Annotated in this window: 18 protein-coding genes; 9 read left to right on the top strand and 9 right to left on the bottom strand. The window is 33.9% G+C overall.

What is annotated here, in order from left to right; genetic code table 11:
• Positions 1-122 precede the first annotated feature (122 nt).
• Together sda and AZF04_RS08125 are read right to left on the bottom strand one after the other, a co-directional pair.
• Complete coding sequence (sda, locus tag AZF04_RS20630) at positions 123-269, bottom strand: sporulation histidine kinase inhibitor Sda (protein WP_082795310.1); 147 nt, start codon at positions 267-269, stop codon at positions 123-125.
• 242 nt (positions 270-511) lie between these two features.
• On the bottom strand, positions 512-835 hold the full coding sequence (locus AZF04_RS08125; RefSeq protein WP_235599948.1) for a CotD family spore coat protein: 324 nt from the start codon (positions 833-835) through the stop codon (positions 512-514).
• A gap of 182 nt (positions 836-1,017) precedes the next feature.
• Here AZF04_RS08125 and AZF04_RS08130 point away from each other — a divergent pair, with 182 nt between their 5' ends.
• The 6 genes from AZF04_RS08130 to AZF04_RS08150 all read left to right on the top strand — a co-directional run bounded on the left by AZF04_RS08130 (position 1,018) and on the right by AZF04_RS08150 (position 6,673).
• Positions 1,018-1,746, top strand: a complete 729-nt coding sequence (locus tag AZF04_RS08130) for an alpha/beta fold hydrolase (protein WP_061948303.1) — start codon at positions 1,018-1,020, stop codon at positions 1,744-1,746.
• Between the two features lie 93 nt (positions 1,747-1,839).
• The gene (locus AZF04_RS08135) at positions 1,840-3,147 is read left to right on the top strand and encodes a serine hydrolase domain-containing protein (RefSeq protein WP_061948304.1); all 1,308 of its coding nucleotides are present in this window, start codon (positions 1,840-1,842) and stop codon (positions 3,145-3,147) included.
• 138 nt (positions 3,148-3,285) lie between these two features.
• Positions 3,286-4,164, top strand: a complete 879-nt coding sequence (locus AZF04_RS08140) for a DMT family transporter (protein ID WP_061948305.1) — start codon at positions 3,286-3,288, stop codon at positions 4,162-4,164.
• A 33-nt stretch (positions 4,165-4,197) separates the two neighbouring features.
• The gene (locus AZF04_RS08145; RefSeq protein WP_061948306.1) at positions 4,198-4,758 is read left to right on the top strand and encodes a hypothetical protein; all 561 of its coding nucleotides are present in this window, start codon (positions 4,198-4,200) and stop codon (positions 4,756-4,758) included.
• Between the two features lie 73 nt (positions 4,759-4,831).
• Complete coding sequence (locus tag AZF04_RS21395; RefSeq protein ID WP_169802516.1) at positions 4,832-4,975, top strand: hypothetical protein; 144 nt, start codon at positions 4,832-4,834, stop codon at positions 4,973-4,975.
• A gap of 825 nt (positions 4,976-5,800) precedes the next feature.
• Positions 5,801-6,673 (top strand): cation diffusion facilitator family transporter, encoded by an 873-nt coding sequence (locus AZF04_RS08150; protein WP_061948307.1) that lies wholly within the window; start codon positions 5,801-5,803, stop codon positions 6,671-6,673.
• A 268-nt stretch (positions 6,674-6,941) separates the two neighbouring features.
• Here the strand turns inward: AZF04_RS08150 and AZF04_RS08155 are convergent, their stop codons facing one another.
• The 6 genes from AZF04_RS08155 to AZF04_RS08185 form a co-directional block, all read right to left on the bottom strand.
• A complete protein-coding gene (locus AZF04_RS08155) occupies positions 6,942-8,216 on the bottom strand; it encodes an ATP-binding protein (protein WP_061948308.1) in 1,275 nt (424 codons plus the stop codon).
• 422 nt (positions 8,217-8,638) lie between these two features.
• A complete protein-coding gene (locus AZF04_RS08165; RefSeq protein WP_061948310.1) occupies positions 8,639-9,955 on the bottom strand; it encodes a hemolysin family protein in 1,317 nt (438 codons plus the stop codon).
• Positions 9,956-10,030: 75 nt separating this feature from the next.
• Positions 10,031-10,459, bottom strand: coding sequence for a MerR family transcriptional regulator (locus AZF04_RS21765; RefSeq protein ID WP_327020390.1), 429 nt, complete (start codon positions 10,457-10,459; stop codon positions 10,031-10,033).
• A 59-nt stretch (positions 10,460-10,518) separates the two neighbouring features.
• Positions 10,519-10,707 carry a hypothetical protein gene (locus AZF04_RS08175; protein WP_061948311.1) on the bottom strand — a complete coding sequence of 63 codons (189 nt, stop codon included), beginning with the start codon at positions 10,705-10,707 and terminating at the stop codon, positions 10,519-10,521.
• 373 nt (positions 10,708-11,080) lie between these two features.
• Positions 11,081-12,469 carry an MATE family efflux transporter gene (locus tag AZF04_RS08180; RefSeq protein WP_061948312.1) on the bottom strand — a complete coding sequence of 463 codons (1,389 nt, stop codon included), beginning with the start codon at positions 12,467-12,469 and terminating at the stop codon, positions 11,081-11,083.
• Positions 12,470-12,500: 31 nt separating this feature from the next.
• A complete protein-coding gene (locus AZF04_RS08185; protein WP_061948313.1) occupies positions 12,501-13,076 on the bottom strand; it encodes a TetR/AcrR family transcriptional regulator in 576 nt (191 codons plus the stop codon).
• Positions 13,077-13,256: 180 nt separating this feature from the next.
• Between AZF04_RS08185 and AZF04_RS08190 the strand changes: the two genes are divergently transcribed.
• Genes AZF04_RS08190 through AZF04_RS08200 form a run of 3 tightly spaced genes read left to right on the top strand, consistent with a single transcriptional unit; the run spans position 13,257 to position 16,163 of the window.
• Complete coding sequence (locus AZF04_RS08190) at positions 13,257-13,637, top strand: ArsR/SmtB family transcription factor (RefSeq protein ID WP_045485555.1); 381 nt, start codon at positions 13,257-13,259, stop codon at positions 13,635-13,637.
• Between the two features lie 5 nt (positions 13,638-13,642).
• A complete protein-coding gene (locus AZF04_RS08195) occupies positions 13,643-15,796 on the top strand; it encodes a heavy metal translocating P-type ATPase (protein ID WP_061948314.1) in 2,154 nt (717 codons plus the stop codon).
• The gene (locus AZF04_RS08200) at positions 15,777-16,163 is read left to right on the top strand and encodes an OsmC family protein (protein WP_061948315.1); all 387 of its coding nucleotides are present in this window, start codon (positions 15,777-15,779) and stop codon (positions 16,161-16,163) included. The genes AZF04_RS08195 and AZF04_RS08200 overlap by 20 nt, the downstream gene beginning before the upstream one ends.
• A 202-nt stretch (positions 16,164-16,365) precedes the next feature.
• Here AZF04_RS08200 and yunB read toward each other — a convergent pair whose 3' ends face one another.
• A complete protein-coding gene (gene yunB, locus AZF04_RS08205) occupies positions 16,366-17,202 on the bottom strand; it encodes a sporulation protein YunB (RefSeq protein ID WP_061948316.1) in 837 nt (278 codons plus the stop codon).
• Positions 17,203-17,356: the final 154 nt, after the last annotated feature.

The following is a 17,356-nucleotide window of genomic DNA, read 5'->3' on the forward strand; positions in this document are numbered from 1 at the left end:
TGTAAGTAAATATCAAGAGACATAGAAAAGGAAGTGGAAGTTTTATGGATGAAAGTCTCTCAAAGCTCATTCATTTTTTTGTCAATAAATTAGGAAGAGAGTTAAAAGCAGAAGAAATAGAACTACTTCGAAATCTCGTTAACCGTAATAATTCCTCTAGCGAGTAACTCTTCTTCTAAAATTTTTATAAAATCACGATCAAGATTATGATCGATTGCTTCTTGATAAGATTGTAGTAATAGTGAATCACTAATTAGATGAAGTCCCATAGTTGCCCCCTTGTGTCTTAATAGTAAGTATCATACTTTAGGTTCTCTTTTCTGTTGTACTTTCATTAAATAAAGTGATATCTTTATTATACTTTAATTAGAAGGAAGTTAAATAGTCCGAATTTTCTTATATTTGATTCGGGCTAACTAGCTAAAAATTAAAAAGTCAGCTTTTGCTAAGCTGACTTCATTTCATAAAAAGTATGCTATTTTTTAATAGAGAGATTAAAATTATCTAATATTTAACACCATTTTGGCTTACAATGATTCTTTGGTGGACATACACAATAGTGCTCTTCTGAGACAGAATTGACGACTGATACAGTGTTTGGATAAGAGTGGAAATATTTATAGTTAGTATGGTTCACTTGTGTTGTTTGAGTAGGGTGAATCATTGGTACATGTACATCTTGAATGACATGTTCTGTTATTTGATTGATCGGCGATTGTTGTGCTGGCATCGTTTTGGTTGGTAGCTGTTGCACAGGCTTAGGCTGCGGATATCCACACTGACAATGCTGTTTATTCTGACATTTACAATTTGTATGTCTGTTGTAGTTGTACATTTTAAACTCTCCTTTCATTAGGGATATAGTTTATACTATGATGGTTTTACCTATAGGATTGTACGAATGAACTAATCAACATAATATTTATATGGAAAACTTAAATTTATTTAAATAAATGAATGAATAAATGTATCTTATCAATCCTAATAGGTCTTTTATATGAAATTAAGGAGTTAAATATGAGTAGAAGTCCATGTATTTTATTTCAAGAAAAACAATATTTTGTGAAAATAGTAGGAAAAGATCATCAGAAACCAACGATTGTTATGGAGGCTGGCTATGGAGATGATTCGTCAACCTGGGATTTAATCCTTGAAGAGATTTCGCAGACTTCTAAAGTTATGGTTTATGATCGTGCTGGACTTGGAGGAAGCAAACGACTATCAAGTTTGCGAACAAGTGAAGAAATGGTTAAAGAATTATATTCTTTATTAAAGCATCTAGAGCTAGATCCTCCTTATTTATTAGTGGGTCATTCATTTGGCGGATTGAATATGCGTTTGTTTGCTACAAAGTATGAATCTTTAGTGTGTGGGTTATTGCTCATTGATTCTACTCCAGAGGAGTACATAGAAAGATTTTTACCAATCATGCCAGAGAGCTTTCAAAGAGCTTACTATAAACAATTTACTCATGAGGGTAATACGGAAGACTTTATGGAAAGCTTAAAGCAAGTAAAGTTATCTAAAAGACGCTTATGCATCCCGATGATTGTCCTTTCTGCTGGTAAAAAAATGCATTATTCGAAAGAAGCACAGCAGCTGTGGCATAAACTTCAAAAGGAAACATTGAATCTATCAAATAACGGAAAGTATCAAATCATTCAAGATAGTGGCCATTATATTCATCACGATCGACCTGACATAATTATTCAATCTATCAAAAAGTTAATAGATAATTCTTTGTGAATCATTCATTTTTCATATTTAATATTCTTCTTAAAAAGTGTAAAAGGATAATGAAATTATTTATAGAGAGTGAGAGATGGTGAATTTTAGAATATGGAGAATTTGTTAGAGCATTATAATAGTAAAGGTTATTTAAACGGGTCGATTCTTATAGCATCAAATGATAAAACATTAATAAATCAAGGGTTTGGTTATGCTAATCTCGAACATAAAATATTGAACAAACCTACTACTAAATTTCGAATTGGTTCACTCTCTAAAGCATTCACTGCATATGCCATTTTTCAACTACATGCAAAGAAGTACATTAATATAAATCATAAAATTAGTCATTATTTAGTAGATTATCCAAATGGTGAATTGATAACAATTTATCACTGTTTAACAAATTCAACAGGTATATCAAATTACACCTCCCAACCGAATTTTTGGATTACTGATATGAGGTTATCTCTTTCTTTGTCTGAATTAATTAATAAATTTAAGGACCTTCCATTAAAATTTAAGCCAGGGACAAAATTTGAATATTCAAATTCTAATTATGCAATTCTAACTTTTATCATAGAGAAGGTTTCCGGTATGTCATACGAGGATTATATGATGAAAAATGTTTTTCTTCCTTTAGGATTGTATAATACTGGATGTGATAATGGAAGCAGAGTTATTAAGGATAGTGCCTCAGGCTATTCTATCTGGGAAGATATAATTCAAGCAGAATATACAGATATGTCGTTTCCTTTAGGAGCATATGGACTCTATTCAACTACAGAAGATTTATATATTTGGGATAAAGCTTTAAGAAATATTGATTTTTTAAGTGAAGAGTTAAAATATAAAATGTTTAAACCTAATCACGGAAACTATTCATGTGGCTGGATGAATTCAAATATCTTAAATAGAAGTTGTTTACATCATTTTGGTGATATAAGTGGTTTCACTAGTAGCTTTCACCGATTTATAAATGAACAAATTACTGTCATATTCTTAAGTAATCTTAATATAACTCCAGTATCAAATATAACGAAAGAACTGCTGAAGCACATTTGTGAAGAAGACCCTGAACCAATTGTTTCATGGCGAGAAATAATGATTAATAACCGTTTAGATTTTGAAGGTCATTATAAAATGACAAGTAATAATTTTAAAATGAATATGGAAATATCCAAAAAAAATAACTCTTTATTTCTAACAGTCCCTAAATTGTATGGTGCTCTTTATAAATATCGGCTTATTCCTATAGAAGAGGATTTAAAGAGTATTACTTTTAAAACTGAATTTGTTAATGAAACGCTAACAGTATACTTTAATGGAACTACTATAGATTTAATTAAATATACAGATTGTTATAGTATTACATACAGTGGATTAAAAATAGATCAAATAAATGTTAAAAATAATTAGCAAAAAACTAGGGCAGAGCTAAAGCTTGGTCCTAGTTTTTTTATTTTGAAAATTTTTAAAAATGGAAAATTTTATATTGCTTTTGATTTGAGTGTTTGGTATTCTGAGATCTTATTTCTTTTTAGGGAGGTGATGGTATTGAAGAAAGGGATTTCCTTAAATGTGGCTTCGGTGATGATTATGTCTTTAACTCCGTTGCTAAATAAATTCTCGTTAGATTATTTTCACCCTTTGTATGCCGCTTTGCTTAATTGCTTATTTGCTGGTTTGTTCTGTTTCATTTACGCTCTCATTAAGAAAGAGAAAGTGATCTGGATTATGAATAAAAAAATCTGGATGATTGGATTAACAAATGCCGTAGGACTCGTGTGTTTGTTTATTAGTCTTGATTATTTAAGCCCCGTAACAGTTGGTTTCTTAGGTCGATTTTATACGATTTTCGCGATTATTTTAGCTGTACTAATTCTAAAGGAAAAGCTGAAGCGCCTCGATATGATTTTAATATTGATAGCTATTCTTGGCACCTTCTTATTTGTAGAAAAAGGAGCTACGATGGATAGCTATTTAGGAATAGCCGTTGCGATTTTCTATACGTTTTTCTTTGCTTTAACGAATACATTAGTGAAGATATCACTCAAAGAAGTAAGTGCAAATATGCTATTGTTTTATAATAATATGATTTCTATTCTCTTTATTTTCCTTTTTATGTCGGTGACAGGAAATTTATCCTACATAAGCTTCAACGTGAATGGAATGTTATTTATTTTCATAGGCGCACTTTTGAGTGGATTTCTAGGTCTCATTTTATTTTATGAAGCATTACGTTATATTCATTTTTCTTTGGCAAATTTAATCAGAGCAACGGGGCCTATTCTTGTGGCTATTTATTCATACTGGTTTTTCCCTGTAGAGCTTACGTTTTTAAACATTTTAGGTGCCGTTTTGTTATTGTGTTCGATTGTTCTTATATCTATGAAACCTAAACAATTGTATAAAAAGAGGAAAGCAAGCGTCTAGATTTTGAATTGAAAAATGTAAGGAGTAGTGAAAATGATTAACACTTTACATATGATTGCTCAAACTTTGAACCGAAATCAAATTCAGTGGGGATTAGGAGGCTCCTTTTTACTCTATCTACATCACATCATCGATAAACCGAATGATATTGATCTAATTGTAGCAAGAAAGGATATGCCAAGATGTAGAGAGCTTTTAAAAAACGTAGGAGAAGAAAAACAGGTTGAAAAAAAATCTCCTTTTCGAACAAAATCTTTTTACCATTTCAAAGTAAATGATGTTGGTGTTGATGTAATGTGTGATTTCGCAATAGAACATCTTAGTGGGGTTTATACGATGTCTCTAAATGAAGAGCATCTTACAGTTAAAATGATCAACGATGAAAAAATTTTCTTATGCTGTTTAGAAGATTGGTATATCATGTATCAATTAATGCCCGAAAAAACAGAAAAAGCAGAGTGGCTTGAACACTATTTTTTTATGTATAATCAAGTAAATACGTTCATTCTTCGAAACGCTCTTAAACAGCCATTACCTGATTTTATTTCGAATCGTGTTCATCAATTGTTAGAGAATATGGAGTATAAAACTTAGTAAAAAATAGTATGTATAAGGTTTTGAAGATAATGACTTAAGCGCCTTTAATCTGAAAGGAGTGGTTTATTTTATGAATAAAATAATAGGAACAAGAGGGGAAATACACGAAATACGACTTATTTTAGTGACAATCGCTTACTATATTACCTTTAAGAAAATAAAAAAATTAGAAAAAGCGAAAAAGAAATTACAGGGCACTTTTATTCCTTATTAAAGCGAGGCTGTGACAAAACCTGTTCTTAAATCATTACATGAGAAAAACTTGAAATAATGTGTGTAATGGTTGCAAACATCCATAACGAACCATGAACCCTCCTTACTGTGAAAAAGGAGGGTATTTTCCCTATAAAAGATGTAAGCTAGCGGAACTGGGCACGGAGACTTCGGTGGGAGGAAGTGACGATGCCGAAATCCATTCAGTACCCCACCGGATGCGAAGTGACTTGAGGTAGCGAATAACATCCCGGCGCCTAATATGTGTGGAACTATTCATTCGTGAGTACTTTCACAGTCTCGCTTTTTTGTTTGGAATTATTTATGACAATTAATAAATTAGTTGAGTGAATTTCATAATGGCTCTATTAGTGAATAAAACCGAACGTTTCTTATATAATATGTTTTGCAAGTATGTGAATTCACTCTTTGATTGTAACGGAAGGTAGTGACTCCCAAAGGATGAGCGCAGTGTGAAGATCCACTCTGACGAAGCCCTGCGTAGTCGGAGTTAGCTGAAGACAAGCCCTTGGGAAAGCATCTACCTAAAGTGAAAATCAAAAACCAAATCGTTCGGATTCATTATAAGATAGTAATGATGAAATTGAAAAAATTATTTTTAATTCGTTTTTTTCTTTGAAAAGATGGTCAAAATAAAGGGAGAGAGGGTTAAATGATTGAAAAAAGCCTATACATTAAAGGTTTTTACCAGTGGAAACTTTTTTTGTTGGAGAAAATAAGTTTTCAAGTGTGTAAAAAGGTTTCTATAGACCCACAATGAATCCACTTGCTATGATGCTATTAGTAAGTGAGGAGGTAGCACTAGATGGTAGAGGAACAACGCTATAAGGATTTAAGAAAAGGGGAACGTGGTGCCATTATAAGCATTGTTGCCTATCTTATTTTAGCTATTTTAAAATTAATTGTCGGCTTTTATGCAGACTCTTCTGCACTTAAAGCAGATGGAATAAATAATGCAACAGATATTGTGGTATCAATTGCTGTTTTAGTAGGGCTCAGGATGTCTCAAAAGCCACCTGACCATGACCATCCGTATGGACATTGGAAAGCAGAAACTGTTGCTTCACTTGTTGCTTCTTTTATTATTATGGTTGTAGGGATTCAAGTTCTAATAACCGCAATACCTGCTCTATTTTCTTCTAATCAGACAGCACCAGATTCTATTGCAGCATGGGTCGGTGGATTTAGCTTTATTGTCATGATTTTTGTGTTTCGTTATAATCGTTATTTAGGAAAAAAAATCAATAGTCAAGCCGTAACAGCTGCTTCGAAGGATAACTTATCAGATGCACTTGTGAGCTTAGGAGCTACCATAGGGATTATTGGTGCACAATTTGGATTAGCCTGGCTAGATCCTTTAATTGCCGTTTTAGTAGGTTTTGTTATTTGTAAGACTGCCTGGGATATCTTTAAGGATGCCACTCATTATTTGACGGATGGATTTGAGAAAACGGAATTAGATGCCTTTAAAGAGACGGCATTATCCATAGATGAAGTGAAGGAAGTAAAAGAAGTGAAAGCTAGGTATTATGGAAATAGTTCAATCATTGATATTGTGATTTTAGTAAATGGAAACTTAGATATTCGAGATGCTCATGACATTTCAACTAAAGTAGAAAACTTGTTATTAGAAAAGCATCAGACCTTTGATGTACATGTTCATGTAGAACCGGATTGAAAGAATAGTTTGTGGAAAATAAAAAGAGTCCTTTAGAATCGGACTCAAAGCCTGTCGATATCGTTTCGCAGTAGCGAGATGGTCGACAGTTTTTTCTTTTTGAAAGATTTGTACATAGCATCGTTTCGAACCGCTTCCTAGATGACGGACGCGCATGCCGCAGTTATGATTTAATAAGTTCATATAATGGATGATAAAAGCGGATCCTGAAAGTAGCCTCCACATTTTAAAGAGGAGGTGTTAATCCTCTTGCATGCTCGTTTTGGTTTTATCTGAATCCGAATTGTTCATCTTCACCATCTGTCCACCATTCTCCACGTTTGCTTTTCTTGAATTCTTTTTTCATAGACTGAATGATTTGATCGACATGTACCTTTTGATATTGATGCCATTCAAGGGCACAGCTAACAAATAATTCTTTTAATTGGGCGAAAGAAAATCCGTTTGTTTTTTGTGACAGCTGATGCATTTCTTCTTCGTTTAAAAAAGCTTGAAACCCACTTTTATGAATGAACTTTAATCTTAGCTCTTGATTAGGTAAGCTGATTTCGTAACCTCGATCAAAGCGCCCGGCTCGATTTAATAGCCCAGAATCAATTCTTTCAGGGTAATTGGTTGTTCCAATAAGGAAGATACCTTCCTTTGAGGTAGCTCCATCTAAAGTGTTTAAGAAATAAGAACGTGATTCTGGAGGTAGAGAATCGATATCCTCAATGACTAATACCATTGGAGCAAGTCTGCGAGCCGAACGAAAAACCTCCGTTATCGATTCACTAGAAGTGTGTTCTGTTATTTGCCAATATGCGACTGGTGCATTAATGGAGTGAGCAATCGATTTTACAATCGTTGTTTTTCCATTTCCTGGGGGTCCGTATAATAAAAGGCCTCTTTTATAGGGAATATTGTATTGGTGAAAAAAGGAAGTATCGGCCGAAAAGAATTGATCTAAGCCAAGATAAATCTCATCCTTCATCGCTTCGTCTAAAACGACATCTTCTCGAGTAATAGAGCGGTTAACAGGCTGATGCTCCTGTAGCAAACCTTCTTGTCCATCCGTATAAACAAGAACTTCATTTTGGCTTTTATTCCAAATGCGCTTTCGAATAGATAAAAGAAATTCCCTCATATTTTCATTACTTATGGCAAGTACACAATTCATAGAATAAATGCTTGTGTCATCAAACACAGGGATTCTGGCAAAGGCAACTCCTGCTTTAGGATAGGCAAATACATGATTGTTGATTGCCTGCTGTACATGATAGTCTGGCTCGTCAGCTTCTTCGTCATACTCAAACGTATGAGATTCTAGTTTTTCAAAAATTTGAGCGACATGTTCAACCTCTGTACTTTCCTTTTTAATATCTTCTTCTAAAATCGTCCACAATTCAAAATTTGAATCATCTGTTCGATAAGGCTTATAATCGACTTGATATTTTTCTTTTAATTCAACTTGGATACCAGACATTATGCGAGCAAAGGCAGGATAACCCTTTATCACTTCTGAATCCTTTATATCTGGTTTATAAATAAAGTTATTCCCCACAAAAACTTCCCCTTTTATGTATATGTATTCGGTTCATTTTATCACATATATTTTAATATATGGAAATATTTTTATATTGCTTTTCCTATAGATTAGATCGGGACAAAGCTCACGAATAAATGAATCCACACATTCAAGCTGCCCGCCTGTTCGCTCCGTCAAGACACTTATCGTCCGGTGTGGTACCGCCGAACTAACTTTTTTTAAAAAAGTGGATTTCAGCATGGCCACTTCCTCCCACTGGAGTCTCCGTATCTTGTGTCCGCTAGCTTACGTTTTCAAAAAAACCTCCTTTTTTCAAAGAAAGGAGGGTTCATGTTTCGTTATGGATGTTTGCTTCCATTACACATTTTTTCGATTTTCTCTAATGTGTTGTTTTAAATCAGGTTTTGTCTTGGCCTTGAGTATGATTATTTACGTTATCAAAAAGGCTCAATGCTCTCTGCTGCATCGGTTAGCTTTTGAATTTCGATGTAATGAAGCTGGCGTCCGTGACTTTCATGAATAACAAAAGAAAAGCCGGCATAATCTACTTTTGAACCAATCGTTGGGTCTAAATTCTGAGTTAAAAACCAACCACCAATTGTATCAATATCCTCTGCTACGATAGAAGTTTGTAACAAGGTATTTATATCTTCTAACAACAACTTCGCATTGACAATATAATGGTTTTCGCTCATTTTTCTAATATCAGAAATTTCATCCTCATCAAATTCATCTCTTATCTCACCGACAATTTCTTCTAAAATATCTTCAACCGTTACTAAGCCGGTCGTTCCTCCATACTCATCAAAAAGAATTGCAATATGTGTTCGTTCCTTTTGCATTTTTACTAGTAAATCATGGATATGAATCGTTTCAATCACGTGAATAATAGGGTTGATTAATGTTTGTAAATCTTTATTTCCCTCTTGATCGATATGGTTGGTAAGAAATTCTTTTACATTAAGAAATCCAACAATATGGTCTTTGTCTTCGTTTGTAACAGGATATCTTGTGTATTTACCATCTTTTATAATCGTTAAAATTTTCTCGATAGAATCATGAACAGAAATAGTAATGATTTCTGTTCGAGGAACCATAATTTCCTTAGCAACTCTTTCGTCAAATTCAAAGATATTATTGACATACTTAAATTCATTTTGATTGATTTCACCACTGCTATAACTTTTGGCAACAAGCTGTCTTAATTCTTCTTCAGAATGAGCTAATTCATGCTCAGAAGCAGGCTTTAAACCTAATAATCCAACCAAAATTTGCGCTGACCCGTTCAGTAACCATATAAAAGGGTAAAGGATTCGATAAAACCAAATGATAGGTTTAGAACACCATAGTGCAACAGCTTCAGCCTTTTGGATAGCAACCGTTTTAGGAGCTAATTCACCTACAACAACATGTATATATGTGACAATCAAAAATGCTATAGCAATAATGAGTATATGTCGGTACGCTTCAGAAATACCAATCATATCAAATAGAGGTGCTAAAACAACCTCAAAGGTCGGTTCACCAATCCACCCTAAACCTAAGGCTGTTACTGTAATACCAAGCTGACAGGCAGAAAGGTATTCATCTAAATTAGTAATAACATGCTTAGTCGCTATTGCTTTTTTGTTTCCCTCTGCCACTAGTTGATCTATTTTTGTAGAGCGCACTTTTACGATGGAAAATTCTGTTGCCACAAAAAATGCAGTTAAAATAATTAAAATCACAAAAAGAATCAAATTCAAACTGGTCAATATAGGGCCTTACATAATGGTAAGACCTACACCTCCTTTATTTTCTTAACAAATGATATTGACTTAAAATGTGTTTTATTTTACTAAGGTAATAAGAGATTGAATTAAAGAAAAGCTTTCTTTAGAAATATTTTTTTTAATTTCCTGTTGATCTAAGGAGTTTAACTTGCCTATAACCTCCGAAACATCACTCTCTAAATTCTTTATTTTTAAACGAAGCTCCTGCAAATCAATATCTTCAGAGTGGTTATCTATAATATTCTTTTTGATTTCCACTAACGACATACCTTTTTCTTTACAATTTTCAATATAGTGAAGCCTTTCAATAGAAGTTTCATCATAATAACGATAATTAGAGGAGGAACGTTCTACTTTTAATAACCCTAAATTTGTATAATAATCAATTGTTCGTTTGGTTACATTTGATTTGACCGCTAATTCACCGATTTTCAGTTTCCTATTCCCAAAAAAACCCCTCCATTCTAAAACGTGATAGTTAGTAATTTTATTATACTCTCATTCGTCTAAAAGACAATGAAATCGTACGTTAATTTTGAAGGTTTTTAAAGAAGTATTACAACAAAAAAAGCGACGATTAAAATGACTGGAATTAGAATAATATAAATAAATGAAAGGTTATTAAAGCTTTTGGTTGTCGAATAAGAAGAATCATCAGCGTTTAATCCAGCAAAAATGGTAATAATTAAACCGATGATGCAAATAATAGCAGCAAAAATAATCAAATAAGTCATTTAATCTATAGTCTCCTTCCCATGTATTCTTACCGTTATATACTTAAGAAATGTATGTATTGTTGTCTTTTTTTCGTATTAAAAAAACAACAAGGATCGTCTGATTCCATTTAAAACATCTACTTTATGTTACTGAATATATGTAAGTTCTACAAGGGTGAAAGAGCTGGGACAATATGCATAATGAAGAACTTTTTAATGATGTTTGACGCCACCTTATCCCACTGGAGTCTTCATGACTTGTGTACAGCTAAGTTGAGTTCATTTCATAGAAGTTCTTCAAATTCAGCAGGGCCACCTTCTTATCAAAAGAAGGAAGGTCCTGTTTGTTTTCTAGTATCCACTCATTACACGCTATTCCAAGCTTTGCAATCTATTTGATCGGTGTATAAAAGTTCTCGGAAGGCAGATCCTCCGGTGATTTTTGTTTTTGGATGTATCGTAAACGAACGAAAAATCCAATTGCAGCACAGGTCAAACCAATTGTAATCCCTATCCAAAAGCCTTTTGGACCTAAGCTGGTAAAGGCTGCTAGAGTATAACCAACAGGAATGCCAATAATCCAATATGAGGTAAAGGCTACGATAAACGGAATCTTAACATCTTTATACCCTCTTAGAACTCCTTGCAGACTTGATTGGATAGCATCAGATATTTGATAAAAAATAGCAATAATGAAAAATTGACCAGCTAAAATGATGACTTGAGGGTCAGAAGAATATAATCTTGCAATTTGCTCTCTAAATAAAAACAAAAAGATAGAAGCGATCCCTAAAATTCCTGCTCCTCCTAAAACTCCAACTAACGTATATTGCTTAGCTGATTTGTACTTTTGACCTCCTACTGAATAGCCAACTAAAATGGTTAAAGCCATTGAAATACTTAAAGGGATCATAAATATTAAGGTAGTAAAATTCAAGGCAATTTGATTTGCTGCTATCGTAATAGTGGAGAACATCATGCCAATTAATAATGTCATAACGGCAAAAATACTAGCTTCGAAAAAAATGGATAATCCTATTGGAACACCAATCGATAATTGCTTTTTCCACTCACTAATCGAAGGCTTAGCCCATTGTATAAATAGCTTATAATGTCTCATCGCTGAAATTTTAAAGGTCATAAGGATGCTAATTAAGAAAATCACCCAATATGTTATACCAGTGGCGTAGCCTGCACCGATCCCACCTAAAGCGGGAAATCCGAAATTCCCGAATATTAAAGCGTAATTTAATAAAGCACTAAGTGGAACACCAATGATGGTAATGAACATAGTGATACGTGTAAAGCCTTGGGCATCAAAAAAATTACGAATGACATTAAACATAAATAAAGGAATGATTCCAGTAGATAACCCAATGAGATAATGAAAAGCTACGTGATGAACTGCATCATCTAAATTCATAAGGGATAAAAGTGGATCTAAAAAAAGACTCCCAATTAAGATAACGAGAAGAGCGAGAATAAGCGAAAGATAAAGAAATTGATTAACCGAGTATCTTATTTTGTGATTTTCTCCTCTTCCTAAAAACTGAGCGACAATCGGTGTTACAGCGAGCAAAATACCATTAATTCCTGTAAATACTGGCATCCAAATACTTGAACCTATTGCCACTCCTGCTAAATCATCTGTTCCCACTCGACCACTCATAATCGTATCCACTAATGTCATAGCATGAAGACTTAATTGTGTAACCATGATAGGCCATAAAATAGTAAGAAATAATCCTAATTTTTCTTTAAACGTTTTTGCATGAAACATGTTTATTCCTCATTTCTAGCTGCTTTAAATTCTACGGAGTCGTTAGACCTTTCCAAAAAATCATCCATGAAGCCTCTAATTTTCTTCTTGTCCGGGCTTCGCCACCATAAACAAGCTCCACTAAGGTAGAATCGATTAAGGCAGAAAAAGCTAACGTTGCGGTTTGGGGCAACTGACTAATATTTTGAACTTCATAGGCTTTCTTAAAAGTAGTTAAGTATAATCCATCCACAAGGTCGATGTGTTGATAGAGAGCCTTCATTACTTCGTCGTATAAATGATTCGGCGGGAAAAATGAAGCTCTTAGAAAAAACTTTAAATGATGATCATAAGAAAAACGTTCTATATAGCTTTCTAATAATGGAAGGAGACAATCATAAAGAGGCTTATTCATATGAATCTCCAAATAATCTTTAATCCGAGCCTGCTCAATGAGAAACGTTTCATTTAATAGCTGTAAAAAGAGGGCATCTTTGCTTTTAAAATGCGAGTAAATAGATTGTTTTTTTATTCCTACTCTTTCAGCAATTTGCGCTAAAGAGGCTCCTTCGTATCCATGCTCTGAAAATAGCTTTAACGCTACATTTTTTATCGAATCATAACTCATGACTTGCTCCTTTTATTATAAAACTGACGACCGTTCGTTAGGTATTCTATCAGAGCTTCAACAAATACTCAATCTTTTTTTGTTTTTATTCAAATGAACGTTTGAATATTGACAAGGAGAAATTTTCCTTATAAACTAATAATCAAATAAGTGTTTGAATAATGGAGAGAGGTAGAAAAAATGTCATCTAAAATAAAAAAAAATCCGGATGTATGTGAAGTGTTTCAATATGATGAGAAAAAAGTGAAGCGGGTTTCCTCTGTTATAGAGAAGGAAGATATGGTACCCGTTGCGGCTATTTTTAAAGCACTATCAGATCCGACAAGAATGAAAATTACTTATGCACTTGTTCTAGAAGATGAATTATGTGTATGTGATATTGCTCATATTATTCAAGCAACAATAGCCACGACATCTCATCATTTACGTTTATTAAAAAATTTAGGAATTGCCAAAAGTAGAAAAGAGGGAAAGCTAGTTTTTTACTCTATTGATGATCACCATATTACTCATTTAGTACAAACGGGACTTATTCACAGTAAAGAAGATAGAGGGAAGTGAATAGTATGAGTGAACAGGAATTTTATTTGAAGGGGCTTTCATGTGCTAGTTGTGCAGCTACTTTTGAGGAAAATTTAAATGAACTAAAAAATGTTAAACAGGCGAAGGTGAACTTTGGAGCATCGAAATTGACTCTCATAGGTGATGCCAGTATTGCTGAAATTGAAAAAGCCGGTCAGTTCGACGGAATTAAAATTGTTAGAGAATCAGAAGAAAAATCATCCGATGATGTTAGAACAAAAATGATTTCATTTTTTAAGAGCTATGCTAATGTCATGCTATCTATCGTCCTCGTTCTACTCGGTCTTTTTATCCAGTTAGTTGTGGGAGAAACAAATCTTTTTGCCATGATTGCTTATTTAAGTGCAATGGTTATAGGTGGATATTCGTTATTTATTACAGGGGTTAAGCATCTTTTTAAAATGAAATTTGATATGAAAGCACTTATGACCATTGCCGTAATTGGTGCAGCCATTATTGGTGAATATATAGAAGGTTCAATTGTTGTTATATTGTTCGCTATTAGTGAAGCATTGGAGCAATATTCTATGGACCGTGCGAGACGTTCCATTAAAGATTTAATGGATATTACACCTAAAAAAGCACTAATCAAAAAACGAGATCAAAATATTGAAACACCAGTACAGGATATTCAAATTGGCGACATAATGATCGTAAAGCCTGGTCAAAAATTGGCGATGGATGGAGTCATTAGGACTGGAGCAGCATCGATTAATGAAGCAGCTATTACAGGAGAGTCATTACCTGTAGATAAAAAAGTGAATGATTTAGTTTATGCTGGAACACTTAATCAGGATGGACTGCTAGAAATTGAAGTAACCAAGTATGTAAAAGATACAACAATTGCTAAAATTATTCATTTAGTTGAGGAGGCACAAGCAGAGCGTGCTCCATCTCAAGCCTTTGTGGACAAATTTGCGCAATATTACACTCCAGCTATTATATTAGTAGCGATAATGGTAGCGATTTTACCACCCCTTTTTATGGGGGGGAGCTGGAATGATTGGATTTATCAAGGATTAGCGGTCCTCGTTGTTGGCTGTCCTTGTGCTCTCGTCATTTCAACACCTGTCGCGATAACAAGTGCCATCGGAAATCTTGCCAAACAAGGTGTATTAGTAAAGGGTGGAGTACATCTAGAAAGCATTGGTACAATTAGAGCAGTTGCCTTTGACAAAACCGGAACTTTAACAAAAGGGACGCCCGTTATTACGAATTTTGTCCCTTTAACAAAAGAAATCGATGAAGCTCTTTTGTTTAAACAAATGACAGCTATAGAAGATCAATCCACACATCCGTTATCGAAGGCTTTTATTACTAGAGCAAATGAATGGGAGCTTGCTTATCAGGATATAAAAGTGGAAGCTTTTCAAGCGATAGCCGGAAAGGGATTAATCGGTAAACTAAATGAAACGATTTATATGTTAGGAAATTTAAGTTTGTTTGCTCAGAATATAAAGGAAGAAACGATAGAGAAAATCAAGCAATTACAGAATGAAGGGAAAACAGTCGTTCTATTCGGTACAAAAGAAGAAGTTCTGGCGTTGATAGCAATAGCTGATCAAGTACGTTTAGAAAGTAAAAAGGTCATTAAGAAGCTTCATCAATTAGGTGTTACAGAAAGTATCATGTTAACAGGAGATAATCAGCAAACCGCAGAAGCGGTAGGAAAGCAAATCGGAGTAACTTCCGTTCAATCTGAACTTTTGCCAGAAGATAAATTAAACGTGATGAAGCAATTGAAAAAGCAACACGCTGTCGCTATGGTAGGTGATGGAATTAATGATGCACCAGCCCTAGCAACGGCAAATGTAGGAATTGCTATGGGAGGTACAGGAACGGATACAGCTCTAGAAACGGCTGATATTGCTCTTATGAGTGATGATTTAAATAAAATACCTTTTACCATTAAAGTGAGTCGTAAAGCATTGATCATCATTAAACAAAATATTGCTTTCTCATTAGGGATTAAAGCCCTAGCGTTATTGTTAGTTATTCCTAATTGGCTTACTCTTTGGTTGGCGATTTTAGCGGACCTCGGTGCGACTCTTCTTGTTACCTTAAATGGAATGAGATTAATGAAAATGAAGGATCATGATAAAAAGGGAGAATCAGAAAATGAATTTTACAATGAATAAAAACAGTTTCTCAACCCAACTGGAATATGGAGAACTAACGATTTCAGGAGACGAAACGGAAGGCTTTAGGCCATTTCAACTTCTTGTATCAGCCGTTGCTGTGTGTAGTGGTAGCGTCTTTCGTCAGATTATTGATAAAAAAAGAATTTCGTACAAAGATATTCATATATCGACGACAGTCATTCGTGATCAAGAGCAGTCTAATAAAATTACGGATATTACCGTACACTTTCAGCTTATCGGTATGAATACTAGTGAGGATACGATCAAAAAAGTGATGGAATTAACAAAAAGAAATTGCCCAATTGTTCAATCGGTTAAGGATAGTATTAGAGTGGAGGAGACATTTGAATTGATAGCAGAATAAAGCTAGCTTCAAGTAAAAAAACTTCTTAACGAAGAAAAACGGTATTGCTCTCGTGTTTTTAAAATATTGCTGTTTCTGTGGGATATTAAGAACTAATTTTCATTTGTCTTTAATATGAAGAGTTGTGACATTTAAAGAAAAAACCGAAAGTACGAGTCCGGTATCTTGATCGGACTCGTTTTTTAGTGCTTAATTTGTTTGATCAGTTAGTATCGTTTGGTAATAAATCATTTGGAGTGAAATTCTCTAATTCTTCCCCGTTTTGCTCATTTTGTTCATTTGAAGGAGACGGTAGAGCTGGAATCATTCCCCCTCCACCAGAACCGCTGTAGTATTGTGGTACTTCACCTGGTATAAAGGTCATCGCAAAAGGAATCGTTGTGACAACAGGATTTTCTAAAGTTGTAAATGGAATAATAATTTTAGCGTTCACCTTTAAATCAAGAGCAATAATAATCATCGTATTATTAATCCCAGTTGTTTGAATATCCTTACGAAAGTCGATATCCACATCAGCAATGGCCGTAAGTTCAATCGGGATTTTAGGGCCTAAATTAGCTAAAAAAGCATTTCCGGTAGCATGACCTAAAGGAATAGAGTAAAGAAGTCCGATTTCAGGTACAGAATCATTATTGTCACGATTCACAAATTGCATATTGGGAATTTCATCAGCTTCCATCATTGCAATATACGTTTGGGCATTAGTAATCGTCTTAGAAAGAATTTGATTGTATTGCTGCGGATTAAAATTGTAGGATTGGACCTTCCCATTATCATCATACAGTACCTCGTGTACATTATTCATATCCACATCTTTTAACGTTTCAGTAACAGCAAAATTAATTACGCTTGTTCCTATTTTCTGAGTTTCCATGAGAGCAATTTCTTCTATAGTAGGACGAATACTTTTTTCTACGATAATAAAGCTTAAGAAGGTAAGGCCGATAAAAAGAATAAAGGATATAAATAGTCGTTGCGGAAAGGTAAGCTCTTGTTTATTTCGATTAAGATAGTATTTTTTCTTAGGAAGCTTGAACACAGCAACCCCTCCTTAAAAACTAATGGAAAAAATAACAGCTTATTATTAATCTATGCATAAAGTAAGAGTGACTTGACCAACAAAAAGAAATAATCCATTTTTCAGGGTCTAGAGGTTGTAAATTTCTTCATAAATATGAAAATTGGTTAAAAAG

Source organism: Alkalihalobacillus trypoxylicola (assembly GCF_001590785.1).
Classification (GTDB): Bacteria; Bacillota; Bacilli; order Bacillales; family Bacillaceae_D; genus Alkalihalobacillus; species Alkalihalobacillus trypoxylicola.

Coding starts and splice junctions, on each gene's coding strand:
- AZF04_RS08200 (WP_061948315.1), top strand. CDS start 15,777: ATGAATTTTACAATGAATAAAAACAGTTTCTCAACCCAACTGGAATAT.
- sda (WP_082795310.1), bottom strand. CDS start 269: ATGGGACTTCATCTAATTAGTGATTCACTATTACTACAATCTTATCAA.
- AZF04_RS08145 (WP_061948306.1), top strand. CDS start 4,198: ATGATTAACACTTTACATATGATTGCTCAAACTTTGAACCGAAATCAA.
- AZF04_RS08195 (WP_061948314.1), top strand. CDS start 13,643: ATGAGTGAACAGGAATTTTATTTGAAGGGGCTTTCATGTGCTAGTTGT.
- AZF04_RS21395 (WP_169802516.1), top strand. CDS start 4,832: ATGAATAAAATAATAGGAACAAGAGGGGAAATACACGAAATACGACTT.
- AZF04_RS08125 (WP_235599948.1), bottom strand. CDS start 835: ATGTACAACTACAACAGACATACAAATTGTAAATGTCAGAATAAACAG.
- AZF04_RS08190 (WP_045485555.1), top strand. CDS start 13,257: ATGTCATCTAAAATAAAAAAAAATCCGGATGTATGTGAAGTGTTTCAA.
- AZF04_RS08180 (WP_061948312.1), bottom strand. CDS start 12,469: ATGTTTCATGCAAAAACGTTTAAAGAAAAATTAGGATTATTTCTTACT.
- AZF04_RS08175 (WP_061948311.1), bottom strand. CDS start 10,707: ATGACTTATTTGATTATTTTTGCTGCTATTATTTGCATCATCGGTTTA.
- AZF04_RS08150 (WP_061948307.1), top strand. CDS start 5,801: ATGGTAGAGGAACAACGCTATAAGGATTTAAGAAAAGGGGAACGTGGT.
- AZF04_RS08130 (WP_061948303.1), top strand. CDS start 1,018: ATGAGTAGAAGTCCATGTATTTTATTTCAAGAAAAACAATATTTTGTG.
- AZF04_RS08185 (WP_061948313.1), bottom strand. CDS start 13,076: ATGAGTTATGATTCGATAAAAAATGTAGCGTTAAAGCTATTTTCAGAG.
- AZF04_RS08135 (WP_061948304.1), top strand. CDS start 1,840: ATGGAGAATTTGTTAGAGCATTATAATAGTAAAGGTTATTTAAACGGG.